Source organism: Enterococcus sp. AZ009 (genome assembly GCF_050548785.1).
In the GTDB taxonomy this organism is placed as follows: domain Bacteria; phylum Bacillota; class Bacilli; order Lactobacillales; family Enterococcaceae; genus Enterococcus_D; species Enterococcus_D entomosocium.
Map to the genome: position 1 here is coordinate 3,475,001 of NZ_CP172960.1, position 15,972 is coordinate 3,490,972.

At 45.2% G+C, this 15,972-nt stretch carries 10 protein-coding genes, 1 rRNA gene and 1 pseudogene (1 of these 12 running past the window's edge); all 12 read right to left on the reverse strand.

From position 1 onward, the window contains the following. Window positions 1-960: ribosomal RNA gene (locus IGJ74_RS16495) — 16S ribosomal RNA — on the reverse strand; it reaches 600 nt to the left of the window's first position. 661 nt (window positions 961-1,621) lie between these two features. After that, the gene (lysS, locus tag IGJ74_RS16500; protein ID WP_005230758.1) at window positions 1,622-3,115 is read right to left on the reverse strand and encodes a lysine--tRNA ligase; all 1,494 of its coding nucleotides are present in this window, start codon (window positions 3,113-3,115) and stop codon (window positions 1,622-1,624) included. Between the two features lie 96 nt (window positions 3,116-3,211). Then, window positions 3,212-4,225: a tRNA dihydrouridine synthase DusB gene (gene dusB / locus IGJ74_RS16505; RefSeq protein ID WP_005233357.1), complete on the reverse strand. Its 1,014-nt coding sequence runs from the start codon at window positions 4,223-4,225 to the stop codon at window positions 3,212-3,214. Then, window positions 4,226-5,107, reverse strand: a complete 882-nt coding sequence (gene hslO, locus IGJ74_RS16510; RefSeq protein WP_005233356.1) for an Hsp33 family molecular chaperone HslO — start codon at window positions 5,105-5,107, stop codon at window positions 4,226-4,228. It lies immediately after the preceding gene. A gap of 249 nt (window positions 5,108-5,356) precedes the next feature. Beyond that, window positions 5,357-7,358 (reverse strand): annotated as a pseudogene (gene ftsH / locus IGJ74_RS16515) (ATP-dependent zinc metalloprotease FtsH); the annotation flags it as partial. 73 nt (window positions 7,359-7,431) lie between these two features. Further along, window positions 7,432-7,977, reverse strand: a complete 546-nt coding sequence (gene hpt / locus IGJ74_RS16520; RefSeq protein ID WP_005230750.1) for a hypoxanthine phosphoribosyltransferase — start codon at window positions 7,975-7,977, stop codon at window positions 7,432-7,434. Window positions 7,978-7,996: 19 nt separating this feature from the next. Further along, entirely contained in the window at window positions 7,997-9,397 is a 1,401-nt protein-coding gene (tilS, locus tag IGJ74_RS16525) for a tRNA lysidine(34) synthetase TilS (protein WP_087664541.1), read from the reverse strand. Between the two features lie 100 nt (window positions 9,398-9,497). Next, window positions 9,498-9,941 carry a S1 domain-containing RNA-binding protein gene (locus IGJ74_RS16530; protein ID WP_005233352.1) on the reverse strand — a complete coding sequence of 148 codons (444 nt, stop codon included), beginning with the start codon at window positions 9,939-9,941 and terminating at the stop codon, window positions 9,498-9,500. A 74-nt stretch (window positions 9,942-10,015) separates the two neighbouring features. After that, window positions 10,016-10,462: an FtsB family cell division protein gene (locus IGJ74_RS16535; protein WP_005233351.1), complete on the reverse strand. Its 447-nt coding sequence runs from the start codon at window positions 10,460-10,462 to the stop codon at window positions 10,016-10,018. Between the two features lie 83 nt (window positions 10,463-10,545). Then, window positions 10,546-10,812: an RNA-binding S4 domain-containing protein gene (locus IGJ74_RS16540; RefSeq protein WP_005230745.1), complete on the reverse strand. Its 267-nt coding sequence runs from the start codon at window positions 10,810-10,812 to the stop codon at window positions 10,546-10,548. Continuing rightward, on the reverse strand, window positions 10,799-12,430 hold the full coding sequence (locus IGJ74_RS16545) for a polysaccharide biosynthesis protein (RefSeq protein WP_218193087.1): 1,632 nt from the start codon (window positions 12,428-12,430) through the stop codon (window positions 10,799-10,801). Before IGJ74_RS16545 ends, IGJ74_RS16540 begins: the two co-directional genes overlap by 14 nt. A 15-nt stretch (window positions 12,431-12,445) precedes the next feature. Beyond that, window positions 12,446-15,964, reverse strand: coding sequence for a transcription-repair coupling factor (gene mfd / locus IGJ74_RS16550; RefSeq protein WP_218193086.1), 3,519 nt, complete (start codon window positions 15,962-15,964; stop codon window positions 12,446-12,448). Between the last annotated feature and the right edge of the window lie 8 nt (window positions 15,965-15,972).

The following is a 15,972-nucleotide window of genomic DNA, read 5'->3' on the forward strand; positions in this document are numbered from 1 at the left end:
CCGCTTGTGCGGGCCCCCGTCAATTCCTTTGAGTTTCAACCTTGCGGTCGTACTCCCCAGGCGGAGTGCTTAATGCGTTTGCTGCAGCACTGAAGGGCGGAAACCCTCCAACACTTAGCACTCATCGTTTACGGCGTGGACTACCAGGGTATCTAATCCTGTTCGCTCCCCACGCTTTCGAGCCTCAGCGTCAGTTACAGACCAGAGAGCCGCCTTCGCCACTGGTGTTCCTCCATATATCTACGCATTTCACCGCTACACATGGAATTCCACTCTCCTCTTCTGCACTCAAGTCTCCCAGTTTCCAATGACCCTCCCCGGTTGAGCCGGGGGCTTTCACATCAGACTTAAGAAACCGCCTGCGCTCGCTTTACGCCCAATAAATCCGGACAACGCTTGCCACCTACGTATTACCGCGGCTGCTGGCACGTAGTTAGCCGTGGCTTTCTGGTTAGATACCGTCAAGGGATGAACGTTTTACTCTCATCCTTGTTCTTCTCTAACAACAGAGTTTTACGATCCGAAAACCTTCTTCACTCACGCGGCGTTGCTCGGTCAGACTTTCGTCCATTGCCGAAGATTCCCTACTGCTGCCTCCCGTAGGAGTCTGGGCCGTGTCTCAGTCCCAGTGTGGCCGATCACCCTCTCAGGTCGGCTATGCATCGTTGCCTTGGTGAGCCGTTACCTCACCAACTAGCTAATGCACCGCGGGTCCATCCATCAGTGACGCAAAAGCGCCTTTCAACTTTCTTCCATGCGGAAAATAGTGTTATACGGTATTAGCACCTGTTTCCAAGTGTTATCCCCTTCTGATGGGCAGGTTACCCACGTGTTACTCACCCGTTCGCCACTCTTTTTCTTTCGGTGGAGCAAGCTCCGGTGAAAGAAAAAGCGTTCGACTTGCATGTATTAGGCACGCCGCCAGCGTTCGTCCTGAGCCAGGATCAAACTCTCATAATGATTTGTTTGAATGACCATACGGTCATTAAGCTCATAAAAATTAACTTTGCTAGCTATTGCTTGCATGTATTTGTTTCAATAAATTGAAACGTCCTACACATTGGTTCGTTTGCTTGCTTTGTTCAGTTTTCAAAGGTCTACAGTGCTGTGTTAGCAACTTTTATATCATATCAGAGCGACGTTTGATTGTCAACTCTTTTTTAAAAGTTTTTTTCGCTCGTTGTTTTTCAACTTCGCAGCGGCTGTCTCAGCGACTTCATTAGAATAACAAATGATTTGTTATTTGTCAACAACTTTTTTTAATTAATTTTGTTGATGTATCAACATCGATTAACTATTTTAAAATTGCGACTTCGTTATAATATCATCTGTCGAGCTGTGCGTCAACCACTTTTTTCAATTCTTTTTACGAATTCATTTCAGTCATTTGGCACATGTAATAATATACCAACTAAATCCCTTGCGGTCAATCATTTTCTATGGCTTTTTTTAATTTTTACAAACCCGTCTAATCACATTGAATCCAGCTTTTATCGTTCGTATTTAATCCGTTTCCTAGCATCTGTCCTAACGTATTTCCCTCTATTTCCTCGCAGTTTTTCTCTCTGGCTCAGTAGACAATAAAAAAGCCGCCCATCTCTTGCGAGTGGACGGAGCTTTTTTATCTCATTGTCGGGAATAATAAAACGTCACGAATCGATTGTGCATCGGTCAACAACATCACTAAACGGTCGATCCCGATCCCTAATCCACCAGTTGGCGGCATACCGTATTCAAGTGCTTCTAAGAAATCTTCATCCACCCCATGGGCTTCATCATTTCCTGCTTCGCGCTCTTTTTCTTGTCCTTCAAAACGTTCTCTTTGATCGATTGGGTCATTCAATTCCGTGAAGGCATTCGCAAATTCACGACCAACGATAAATAATTCAAAGCGATCCGTAAAGCGTTCATCTTCTGGATTCTTTTTCGCTAATGGCGAAACTTCCACTGGATGACCAAAGACAAAGGTTGGCTGCTGTAACGTTTCTTCAACAAATGTCTCAAAGAATTCATTGATGATATGGCCAACAGTCATGGCATCAGTGATTTCAACATGATGTTCTTTCGCTAAACTACGCGCTTCTTCAACGGACATTGGTTGCCAGAAATCAACACCTGTTTGATTTTTGATTGCATCGACCATATGGATTCGTGCAAAGTCGCTAGCTAAATCGACTTCTTGTCCATCGTATTGGATCGTTGCTGTATGCAAGACTTTTTCAGCAGCATTACGGATAATGCCTTCTGTCAAATCCATCACATCTTTGAAATCTGTATATGCTGTATACGCTTCTAGCATCGTAAACTCGGGATTATGGGTCGTATCGATTCCTTCATTTCGGAAAACGCGGCCGATCTCATAGACTTTTTCCATGCCACCCACGATCAATCGTTTCAAGTGAAGCTCAAGTGCGATTCGTAAATACAGATCCATGTCTAAGGCATTGTGGTGTGTAATGAAGGGACGAGCCGCTGCACCACCTGCTTGATTATGCAATACTGGCGTTTCGACTTCGATATATCCATGTCCGTCAAGGTAACGACGAATTTCGCTAATGATTTGGCTTCGTTTCATGAAACGATCAAAGCTCTCTTTATTACTGATCAAATCCAAGTAACGTTGACGGTAGCGTTGTTCTACGTTCGTCAAGCCATGGTATTTGTCTGGCAATGGACGCAATGCTTTGGATAAGATCACGATTTCTTTGGCTTTGATGGTCACTTCGCCAGTGTCGGTCTTCATGATTTCACCAGATACACCAAAGAAATCACCTAGATCTGCATGCTTGAATACTTCGTAAGGTTCGTCCCCGACTTGGTCTTTACGTACATATATTTGAATACGGCCTTCGCGGTCTTGTAAATGCGCAAAACCAGCCTTCCCTTTTCCACGTTTTGTAACGATTCTTCCTGCAATGCTTGCTGAAAGATTCATTTCGGCTAATTCTTCTTTGGTTCTTTGATCAAATAACTCATGTAACTCGGCAGAATTATGGGTGCGTTCGAATCGCTTGCCAAAAGGATCAATGCCTTCTTCCCGTAGTTTTTCCATCTTTTCACGGCGAACCAACATTTGATCATTCAATTCTTCTTGTGTTTGTCGTTCCTCTGTCACGAGTTTTCCTCCATTCTTAACTTGGGTTTCTTTCTTATAATGCCAATGATGACGCAAAAAATCAAGCCGAACTTTCGAATCGACTTGATTTGTTTCTTATTCCTTAAAAGTTGCTACCGGCTGTTTTTCGGTCTTCTCTACAAATGCATCCAATAAATCAAAAATCGTTTGCTTATCTTCTGCTTGATTGATAGCTGCCTTCACTTTGGCTGCCCGTGAAATACCTTTTAAGTAGTACGCAGCATGTTGGCGGAATTCTCGCGAAGCGATTTTTTCCCCTTTTAGATCAGCCAACCGTTCTAAATGAAGTTTCGCTGTCGAAATTTTTTCTCGTGGTGTTGGTTCCGGCAATAACTCGCCTGTCTCCAAGTATTGCTTGGTGCGGTGGATCATCCACGGATTGCCTAAGGCTGCCCGTCCGATCATCACTGCATCAGCGCCGACTTCTTCCAACATTCGTTTCGCATCTTCAGGGGTTCTGACATCGCCGTTGCCCATAAAAGGAATGGTGATACTTTGCTTCACTTGTTTCAAAACGTCCCAATCAGCCGATCCTTCATACATCTGTACACGGGTTCTGCCATGCATACCGATTGCTGCGGCACCCGCTGCTTCCGCGGCTTGGGCATTCTCAACCGCAAAGACGTGCTGCTCATCCCAACCGATCCGCATTTTGACGGTAACGGGCTTGTCGATCGCACTGGAAACAGCATGGACCATTTCATAAACCTTGTCGGGATCTAAAAGCCACTTCGCACCAGCTTCTGCTTTGATGATTTTGTTTACAGGACACCCCATATTGATATCAATGATATCGGCAGTTGTGTTCTCTGCGACAAATTGCGCTGCTTCTACTAAGGATGCTTTATTCCCACCAAAAATCTGAATACTAAGAGGATGCTCGGTCTCGTCAATAAACAGCATCTCAAGGGTCTTCTTGTTACGCAGTTGAATCCCTCGATCACTGATCATCTCACAGACGACTAAACCCGCGCCAAATTCTTTGACTGTCACACGAAACGCAGAATTGGTGATCCCTGCCATTGGCGCAACGACGACGCGGTTAGGAATCTCAACCGAGCCGATCTGCCATGTCTGTCTATCTTTCACTTACGCTTCCGCCTCTTTCTTCAACGCCGCCAATTCCGTTTCATCAAAATGATACTTGTTGCCACAAAACGAGCAGACTGCCTCTGCCCCATGATCTTCATCAATCATTGCTTGGATCTCCTCAGCCCCTAAGGTGATGATCGCTGTCGCAAATTTTTCTTTCGTACAATCACAGTGGAACTGGACGGGCATTTTTTCTAGTACTTCGATCGTCGTGTCTGGTAACAATGTCGCTAAGACCTCTTCTGGTGATTGGCCTTCATCGATCAAGGTTGACACTCGAGGCAATTCTCCCAAACGTTTTTCGATGGCATCAATGATCTCTTCACTGGCACCAGGCATGATCTGTAGCATAAATCCACCGGCTGCCCGAATCGAATCATCGGTTTCTACTAATACACTCAGACCAACAGCAGAAGGAATCTGTTCTGACACTGCTAAATAATAAGTAAAGTCTTCCCCAAGTTCCCCAGAGACGATCGGTGTTTGTCCAGAGAAAGGTTCTTTTAGCCCTAAGTCTTTGATTACGGTAAAAATTCCTTGGTCTCCCACTGCGCCCCGAACATCCAATTTTCCTTGAGGATTCAATGGCAGACTGATCTGTGGATTTTTTATGTATCCTTTTACGTCCCCACGGCCATTGCTGTCTACGACGATTGCCCCAGCAGGACCATTTCCTTGAATTTTGACGGTCAATTTGTCTTCCCCTTTTAAGGTACTGCCTAATAACAAACTTCCCACCATCGCTCGCCCTAAAGCAGCAGATGCCGTATTCCATGTTTCATGGCGTCGTTGTGCTTCGGCGATCGTCTCTGTTGCCGATACGGCGTATGCTCGGACGAAGCCGTCATATGCGAGTGCTTTTACTAAATAATCCTTCATCTTGATTCTCCTTTTTATTCATTAATGAATCATACTAGGAAGCGCCGCTTTTTTCAACTGAATGTGTTTGAATTTAAGAAAAGTCTTCTTAAATAGAAACAAAAAGGCGCCGAGTTTCCTCGGCGCCTTGATACGTCTTGTTTTAGGCGTTATCATCTTTGTTTTCTTGATCAGTCGGTTGGCTTTCGCTATTGCGGCGAACGTCTTCCAATTGTTGATCAAAATCGTTTGATGATGCATCTTCGCTGTGTTTTTCTGCAGCTTGCTTCTCTGCATCTTTTTCTTCCAGCGCACGTTTCGCTTCTTCAAACGTTTGGGCTTTTTCACTAGGATACTCAGAGCTTTCAGTCCCTGCAGGCATTTTGCCTTCTTCAAACAAGGATTTGATTGCTTTAGCATCCAATGTTTCATGTTCAAGTAGTTTTTCAGCGATCAATTTGTGTTGGGCACGATGTTCTTCAATGATTTCATGGGCTTTTTGATGGGCATCCATTAAAATCTTGCGAACTTCTTGATCAATTTCAAAGGCAACTTGTTCAGAGTATGCTTTTGTTTGACCGTAATCGCGACCGACAAAGACTTGATGGTTTCCTTCATATTGAACTGGACCTAATTTATCGCTCATTCCATATTCTGTCACCATGCTTCTTGCAAGAGCAGTTGCTTGTTCAAAGTCATTGGAAGCCCCCGTTGATTGCACACCGAAGATGATTTCTTCAGCCGTACGTCCACCTAGCAAGCCAACGATTTGTTCAAACATATCTTCTTTAGTCATCAAGAATTGATCTTCTTTCGGCAAGGCGATCATGTACCCACCAGCACGCCCCCGAGGAATGATGGTTACTTTGTGTACCACACGGGCACGACTCAAGACTAAACCAACAATGGTATGTCCTGCTTCATGGTAAGCAACCATTTCACGTTCGCGTTTGTTGATGACCCGGTCTTTCTTCGCAGGACCAGCGATCACGCGGTCTTCTGCTTCATCGATATCTGAAGCATCGATTTTTTTCTTGTTACGACGAGCAGCAACTAAGGCGGCTTCGTTCAAGACGTTTTCCAGATCCGCACCGGCAAAGCCCGGTGTTTGTTGGGCAACGACTTTCAAATCAACATCATCTGATAAAGGTTTGTTCCGAGCATGAACACGGAGGATTGCTTCACGGCCTTTCACGTCTGGACGACCAACTAAAATCTGACGGTCAAAACGACCTGGACGCAGCAACGCTGGATCTAGAACATCCGAACGGTTCGTTGCGGCAATGACGATCACGCCTTCATTCCCATCAAAACCATCCATCTCAACCAATAATTGGTTCAATGTTTGTTCCCGCTCATCATGTCCGCCACCCATACCGGCACCACGTTGGCGACCGACGGCATCGATTTCATCGATAAAGATGATGGCTGGTGCATTTTTCTTCGCTGTTTCAAATAAGTCACGTACCCGGCTTGCACCGACACCGACAAACATTTCAACGAAATCTGAACCAGAGATCGAGTAAAACGGTACGCCAGCTTCACCGGCAACGGCTTTGGCTAGCAACGTTTTCCCGGTTCCCGGAGGTCCCTCAAGTAAGACACCTGCTGGGATACGGGCACCTAATTCAACGAAGCGTCGAGGATCTTTCAAGAATTCCACGACTTCGACAAGTTCTTGTTTTTCTTCTTCTGCACCGGCTACGTCTGAAAAACGTACGCGGTTGGCTTTTTTGTCCGCTTCTTTGGCTTTTGATTTGCCAAAGTTCATCACACGGCCGCCACCGCCACCGCCGCCGCCTTGTTGGCTCATCATCATATAGAAGAAGAAAATGATGATCACAAGTGGTAAGAAGCTAACCAAAAGCGATAACCAAATACCACTGTTGGATTCTTCTTCGATGGTAGTTTTGACCCCTTGTGCTGAGGCCAGACTGGTGACTTCGCTCAGCGTAGAATCATTTGGTAAAATGATCGTTGAAAAGCGGGTCGAACTCGCCTGTGTATTGCCTAAAACAGACAAGCTGTTGTCATTGCTGACAGTTTGTTCTTCATTGTATTCACCCACGATTCGATAAACACCGTTAGCGGGTTGGACAGTAAATTGTTTGACCTTCCCGTCTTTCAGTTGTTCTGTAAACGTGGAGTACTCGATCGTTGGGGTCTGCTGATTGCCATTTCCAAAAATGAAATAAACGACCATGACCATCGCCAACAAGACAAGTACATAATATAAGGTATTTTTTACCATACCGTTATTTTTCTTATTCATGCGTACCTCCCTGGCTATTTTGTTTTATCAATCCTGACCATTTAATTGTATCACAATTGATTTAGAACAGTCACTAATTTGACTGATAAACACTAGGTTTTAAGACGCCAACGTAAGGTAAGTTTCGATATTGCTCTGCATAGTCCAGTCCATATCCAACAACAAACTCATTTGGCACATCGAAGCCGACGTAATCAGCATCGATCTCAACAACACGGCCTTCCGGCTTATCTAATAACGTCACGATTTTCACTGATTTCGCTTTACGGTATTTGAATAGATCTACCAGATAAGCCAACGTGCGACCGCTGTCAATGATGTCTTCAACGATCAAAAGATCGCGGCCCTCAACATTTGTATCTAAATCTTTAATGATTTTGACTTCTCCAGATGAAATCATGGCATTGCCATAACTTGAGACATCCATGAAGTCTAACTCCAAGTAACAATCCATCTCACGAACGATGTCTGCCATGAAAGGAACGGCACCTTTCAGTACACCTACGACTAGAGGATTTTTATCCGCATAAGCCGCCGTTAATTCTTGACCAAGTTCCACACAACGATTTTTGATTTCGTCACGGGAAATCAAAATTTTCTCAATATCTTTATCTAGCATAAAGTTCTCCTTCCAACTCTTACTTCTGATATTTATAAAGAAGTATGTAGTGTATTTTATCAGTTTCTGGCGTAATACTCAAATAGGAAAATGCATGAGGTAGTAAGGCAATCACCTGTTTATCAAGGTTTGTGACGACCCAACTTTTTTCTCGCTCTTCATTAGGAATTTTTGAATCGATAAAAAAACGACTGATCTTTTTGGTCAGGCCACGTGCCAAGCGGATTCGGTCTCCTGGCTGACGCTTACGTACGATCAGCTCAGAGGAATAGTTTAGCGGTAAATCTTGGGAAAACTCTGACCAATTTGTGATTTTTTTGGGAATATGCTGTTCATTTATCGGAAAATACCCAATCCATTCCTTTTCAGAAAGATAGATCCCTTCTCCTAAAACCAGACGCTGACTGACTTCTGTCAACGGCGCTGCAGGCTTTTGGGGAACAGCAATGAGTTCCAATAGTAATTGGTCATAACTGCGCCGCAGCTGCCACTGTTTGTGCAACGCCAATTGCCATTGCCCTTTCTTTTCGTCTAGCAAACGCAATAGCTGTGGCAGCTGTTTTTGATTGAGTGGATGCTTTGTAAAAGCTTCTGCTTGTTGCAAAAACCCCGCATAGAAAAAATAGCGCTGCGCCGGCGAAAACGTCGGCAGCTGTTGCAGATCGATCACTAAGCGAGTAGCTTGCTGTTGAACGAACGCAGACAACCATTGCTGCTGCTCTTGCTGGATCAACTGATTGGCGAACTGCATTTCTACAGAAAGCTGTTGAAAATGCGGCAACAGTTGCGGATTTTCCGCTTTTAATGCCGGCACTACTTGCTGGCGTAGTCGGTTTCGCAAATACAGCGGTTCGTGATTGCTTTCGTCTTCAAAGTAGGGAATCTGCTGTACTTGCGCATAGTCGTAAATCGCTGTCTTACTGACACTAAGCAACGGCCGCAACAGGATTCCAGCGTGAAAAGGCTGCTGCTGCTGCATCCCGCCAGCCGATTGCAAGCGGCCTTCTCGCATCATCTTCATCAGCATCGTTTCTACTTGGTCATCACTGTGGTGAGCAGTCAGCAAAACATCATAGCCTTCTCGGGACATGACATCGGCAAAAAACGTATAGCGAAAGTCCCGAGCGCTAGCTTCTATGCCAGTTTCTGGCGGATTTTCCCAGCACCGCTCATAAAAAGGAATGCCGCGTTCTTGGCAGTACTGCCGTAAAAAAGCAGCTTCCTCAGCAGATGCTGGGCGCAATTGATGGTTTACATGTGCCACACCAAAGACCTGCTCTTTTTGCATTTCGGGAAACAACTGACAAAAAACCTGCAGCAAGACCATGGAGTCGACTCCCGTCGATACCGCCAGCAAAAAGCGGCGTTTTTTTTCAGGATCGATGGCAGTGAGTTGCCCTCGAACGGTTTGAATGACCATCATTTGCCCTCCTTCTCATTTGGTAGATCCACAAGAAAGAAAGCTGAAACAAAACGAACCAACAGTTTTGTTTCAGCTTTTTCCAACTTGCTATTCATGTTTAGTTACGGCGTCCGCCGCGGCCACCGCGTTTTCCTTCTGTATTTCGACGTAATGATGAAAGACGATCATCACTATCTTTTAGAAAAGAACTCATCAATGAATCGAAGTCTTGTTTATTTACATTCGTAGTTTGATTGCGTGAAAAAGATTTTTTCGGATTTGGTCGATTGAATTCTTTTTTCGGGTATTCACGTTTTTCTTCCGGCTTATCTTCTGCTTTGCGGATCGATAGTCCAATTTTTCCATCGTTGCCGATTGCCGTAACAAGTACTGTCACTTCATCCCCAACAGACAACACGTCGTGAATGTCTTTGACGAATCCGTTTGATACTTCACTGATATGCACCAAACCAGTTTTCCCTTCACCAAGATCAATGAACGCACCAAAATTTGTAATACCAGACACTTTGCCCTTTAGTTTCGCTCCAACTTCGATTGACATATAAAAAATGTTCCTCCTAATTTTTACCCATTTAAAATAATTCAAACTACTGCGCTGAGTAGGTATGACATTGCTTAATCTTGTGACTCTGTGGATGATGATTCTTGTTCGCTTTGCGCAGAACGCTCATTAGTGTTTTGAGAATCCGTTCCATCTGGCAAGACAGGATAAATTTTTTCGCCATCTTTTGAGTAGAAGAATCGGCTGCGGGCCAATTTTGCCACATACTCATCGTCTTGCAATAAGGCAACATCTCGCTCCAATGAAGCCACTTTTTGTTCAGCTTCTTTTTGTTCGGCGACTGTTTCCGCCTTGTATTCCTTTAGTTTTTGCAGGCGCATTTGGTCGTTAAACATCTGAATCCCCACGACTGCAAATATCGCTAATGCCGCCACGAAAAACGCCACCAGCCGACGTCGGCGAAACACGACTTGCCGCCGCTCTTTTTCAAACTTGGCAAATTGCTCTTTCGCATAATCGGTCTGCAATAGTTCTATTTTTTTATTTGATTCTTTTGCCACCTGAACTCGCTCCCGTCGCTGTCTTTGTTTTTTACATTATACCAACATCCGCAAAGCTTGTCTAACTGAAAATGCCGTAAAAATCAAGCATTTTCTGAGATTCTTTCCTCTGAAACAATCTCATACATTTTTGCAGCGTCTTCTTTTTTCGTCGATTCATGCAATTCATTGACTTTTACTTCCAAGACCTTATTCCCGAACTGAATACGCATAGTATCGCCTACTTTGACGTCACTGCTTGACTTGGCTAATTTGCCGTTGATCTGAATACGTCCCTTGTCTGCCACTTCTTTGGCAACAGAGCGACGCTTGATGATGCGGGAGATTTTAAGAAATTTATCTAATCTCATGTTTTTCACCTCTTCTTAATAGTTTCTTTCCAAATGGAACTAACAGCCATTCGCGAATCGTTAACAATTTGATTTTGATCGCTGTCCCGATAAAGGCTGCGCCTCCCAGACCGACACCGCCTAGGCAAAAAATCAGCGCCTGTAGTCGATGGGTCAAAGGACCGTTCAATAAGATCGCAACGAAGCTATAATATAAGAATAGCACGCTTGCCATGATCCCTAAACAAAGAAATAATTTTTTTCCATAATTTCCTTCATACCAAAAGCGATTGATGCTACTTTGTGCTCGACGCTGTTCGGAAACCACAAAACAGCATAAGGTCGCGCCTAACCCCAACAGCGTACTGATACTTGCTCCTGCAGTCCCATAAGAAGCGGTCAGTGGCCACATCGATAGGCATTTGACCAAAAGACCAATCCCCGCAGCGAGCAAGCCGAAGGTATAGGTATTGCGACTTTGCTGAATGCTTTGATAGGCTTGAATCGTCGCCATCAGAGCGATGGAAAAGACAAACAATACCAGCGCAGCATTGCCAGATCCGTCTTTAAATAAGGCAAAATTGATATAAGGCAGCAAAATCGCTAACCCTACCGCAGAAGCCGAAGCAATCCCGATCGTTAGGCGCAAATACATTTTTGCCGACTTTTCAAACAGCTGCTGATTTTTTACCGTCAAATACTTGGTCAACGTTGGCAAAAACGTCGAGCTTAACGCCATCGCCACCACAAGACCTAGTTGGACGAGGGGTTGTCCGCGATCATAGATCCCTTTCGAAATCCGGGCTGCTTGTGCCGTCAATCCCCCCGCTTCTAGCGCATTGGTCAATAAAAACGAATCCGCTAACTGGAACAAGATCAAATAGCCGCTATAAATCGTCAACAGACCGCCTTCTAAGAAGAACCGTTTTTTCAACGAGGCGGATAAACCAGCGGTATTTTCTCCTGTACGGGTGACTGATTTATGCCATAGCGATAGGCGTTTGCCGTTGATTTGTCGGCTATAATAACTTAAAATCCACCACGCCGCAAGGCCCCCGACTAAGGCACCCATCATGGCGACAGTCCCCGTTTGATAAATCGTCCAGCCCAATTGCTGGAAGGCTGCCGCAGCACCTAAAATCACACCAACTCTAAGCAGCTGCTCTACAACTTGAGACACTGCGGTTGGCACCATTTGTAGATTTCCTTGAAACATTCCTCGATAAAAGGTCAAGGGTGGGACAAACAAAAAGGTAAAGGAAACGACTCGAATCAAGCCTGCCAGTTGATGGTCCCCCATCACTTGCGCGATTGGACCGGCAAATAAAAAGGTCACGGCCCATAAGCCGATCGCCGACCAAAGCACATAAGGCGTCAACGCTTGCAGCCGCTCCTTGCTTTTCAAAGGATCAGGTTCTTCAGCAACAATGCGGGAGATAAACTGCGGCAAACCTGACAACGCCAAAGTCATTGCCAATCCATAAATCGGATAGACCTGTTGATACACATAAAACCCTTCGTCGCCTACCAGGTTCTGAAAAGGGACCCGATAAACGGCACTTAAGATTTTTGCGATAAAGGAAGCGATCGTTAAAATAAACGCCCCTTCCATCGTACGCTTCAATTGTGATTTCGGCATCCCTCTGGTTCCTTTCTAGCCTTGGCTGGCGTATTTTTGTTCCCGTAACGCTTTGACAAAATCTTGGATTTCTAATAGCCAGGTGCTTTCTTTCATCACTGGCGGAATCTGTAATTTGATGGTCATTTGCTCATGATCGACACCCATCGTGGCTTTTAATTTAGTAGCTTTCAATGCTTCAAACAGCTGCTCCACCGAATAATTTTTCGTGCCGACTTTACTCAAAGTAAACGACACGGTTTGTTGCTGCTTGCGGATAGTTTCTAACAAGGCACGATCGCCGTTCATTTTGATCTCGCCCACCGTTAAGAGGTGCGCCACTTCTACAGGGTATTCTCCGAAACGGTCTAATAAATCATCTTGAAGTTCATCAACTGCTTCTTGTGATTCCAGCTCACGAATTCGTTTATAGATCTCGATTTTTTGCCGTTCGTCTTCAATATACGAAGTCGGTAAGTAGGCATCGATCCCCAGATCGATCTCAACGGTCGTTTTTTCTGTTTGGGTATTTTTCCCTTGTTTACGAGTGACTGCTTCCGACAGCATTTGTGAGTACATGTCAAACCCGACTGCATCGATAAAGCCGTGCTGTTGCGCCCCCAATAGATTTCCTGCCCCACGAATCGAAAGATCTCGCATCGCGATTTTGAATCCTGAACCTAACTCCGTAAAGTCCTTAATGGCTTGCAGACGTTTTTCACTGACTTCGTTCAACACTTTTTGCTGTTCATACATGAAATACGCATAAGCGACTCGATTGCTCCGACCGACACGGCCACGCAACTGATACAACGTCGAAAGCCCCATGTAATCGGCATTTTCCACAAACAACGTATTGGCATTGGGAATATCCACACCGGTTTCAATGATCGTCGTCGTCACCAACACATCGTATTGCCCTTCAATAAAGTCAAACAGGGTATTTTCCAATTGGATCTCGGTCATTTGCCCGTGGGCATAAGCGATTCGTGCATCTGGCACTAACGCCTGCAGTTCTTCGACTTTTCGCTCGATCGTATCGACACGATTATAGAGATAAAACACTTGGCCCCCGCGTGCCATCTCCCGTTGGATCGCTTCTCGCACCGCTCCTGGATTCATCTCCATCACATAGGTTTGGATCGGGTAACGATTTTCCGGTGGTGTTTCGATCACAGATAGGTCCCGCACGCCCAGCATCGACATATGCAATGTTCTTGGGATCGGCGTTGCCGTCAACGTCAACACATCGACTTGCGAACGCAGTTGTTTCAAGCGCTCTTTATGTTTGACCCCAAAACGTTGTTCTTCATCGATCACCAACAAGCCCAAATCAGCAAACTCGACATCTTTTGACAATAATCGGTGGGTCCCCACCAAAATATCGACTTGCCCTTTGCGCACTTGCTCGATCGTTTCATTCTGCTGTTTTTTCGTCCGAAAACGACTCAGCACCCCAACATTGACGGGGAATCCTTCAAAACGATCGACCATCGTTTCATAGTGCTGCTGCGCCAAGATCGTTGTCGGCACTAAGAAAGCCACTTGTTTGCTTTCTTTGATCGCTTTAAAAGCAGCCCGCAGCGCCACTTCTGTTTTCCCAAAACCGACATCTCCAACTAACAAACGGTCCATCGGCTTTTCTTTTTCCATATCCCGCTTAATCTCTGCCGTACTGCGCAGCTGATCATCGGTTTCCGAATAAGGAAAGGCATCTTCAAATTCTTTTTGATAGGCATCGTCTGGTTGAAAGGCATAGCCTTTTTCTGATTCGCGTTTGGCATACAATAAAATCAAATCATCTGCGATGTCTTCAATTTTAGCCGTCACTTTGCGCTTGGTCTTCGCCCACTCACTGCCGCCTAATTTATTGATTTTTGGTGTTTTCGATTCGGAAGCCACATATTTTTGAATCAAATTCAATTGGGTGACTGGAATAAAGAGCTTGTCTTCGTTTTGGTACAAGATCGTCATGTAATCTTGATGGACGCCATCGACTTCTAAGGTTTCCATGCCGATGTACTTCCCGATCCCATGATTCGCATGGACGACATAATCGCCGGCTTTTAACTCATTGTAGCTTTTGAGCCGTTCCGCATTGGTGACATTTTGCCGGCGGGCTCTTTTTTTGTTCATCTTTTGGAAAATTTCTTTTTCTGTAACCACCACTAGCTTGTCTTGCGGCATTTCAAAGCCGCTTTGCAAACGTTCCACCACGATTTGGGTGCGTCCCGTAAACAGGCGGTCTTGTTGCGTCTGCACGGCATAGATATCATGATCTCGCAGATCTTGCTCTAACTTCTTGGCCCGTTCTTGGTCACTGACCAGAAAAATCACCGTTTGCTGTTGCTTCTCCCAGCGATCGATCTCAACTTTCAAGAGACCCATTTGGCTGAAAAACTGCTGCATCGGCCGGTATTGGAATTGATGGATCGCTTGGAAGCGAATGTTCCCCATTCCTTTTTGGAATAAAGAAAAGAAGCTGGTCACAAAGGTTTCTTTTTGCAGCAGTTGATGGACATCGATCCCGAATTGCTGTTCAGAAAAGACCCGCAGCTCCGCTAATTTTTGGGTATGCCACTCCGCTTCTTCCCGTTCGATCTCACGATTGGTCTCCATGATCCGAGCATAATCATCGATCATCAAAAAGGCGTCTTCAGAAAAATAATCTAAGACACTCGTTTGCTGACGATAAAGCAAATCCGTGTAATAACGGGCACTTTCACCGGGAATCCCCGCTTGCCATTGGGAGGCCAATTGGCCGAAATAGTCTTCTAAAAACGCGCGATCAGTTACTTCTTTGGCGACCGCCAACCGTTTGTTCAATAATTCTTGTAGCTGCTTTTGCCCCGCCGCTAAATCTTCCGCTGAGAAAACCAATTCGGTAGTCGGTAAAATAGCCACTTGCTGCAGCGTTTCCACTGAGCGTTGCGTTTCCACGTTGAAAGAACGCATCGAGTCGATTTCTACATCGAATAACTCGATCCGTACGGGGTATTCGGCATTTAATGGATAAATATCGAGGATGCTCCCACGAATACTGAATTCGCCGGGTTTGCCAATCATTGACTGCCGTTCGTAACCCATCAAGATCAATTGTTGCGGCAAACGCTCTAAATCGATCTCATCGCCGATTTGCCATTGGAATTGGTTGGCTAACCAGGTTTTCTTCTCAGGTAAATACTTTCGCAAAGCCGCTACCGGCAACACATAGATCCCGGTTTTCCCTTGAGAAACAGCATTCAGCGCTGCCACTCGTTCTTCTCGTGCTTCTGGTGAAGAAAAAGCCATTTCGGCTGACAACACTTCGTCCACTGGGAAAACATAGACATCATCCGTCACGTTGCGCAGATCTTCGGCTAGTTGATTCGTATAATACAGATTTGGTGTCACCACGATCACTTGTTTTTGAAATGCCTGATACACACCGGTGATCGCCAATGTTTTTGCCGATCCAGCTAGACCGGTCAATAATTGCCGGGGGGCCTGTTCACGTAAACCTGCATGCCAAGCCGCCACTGTCGGCACTTTATTTATTAATTCAATTAAATCCATCTCGGCCC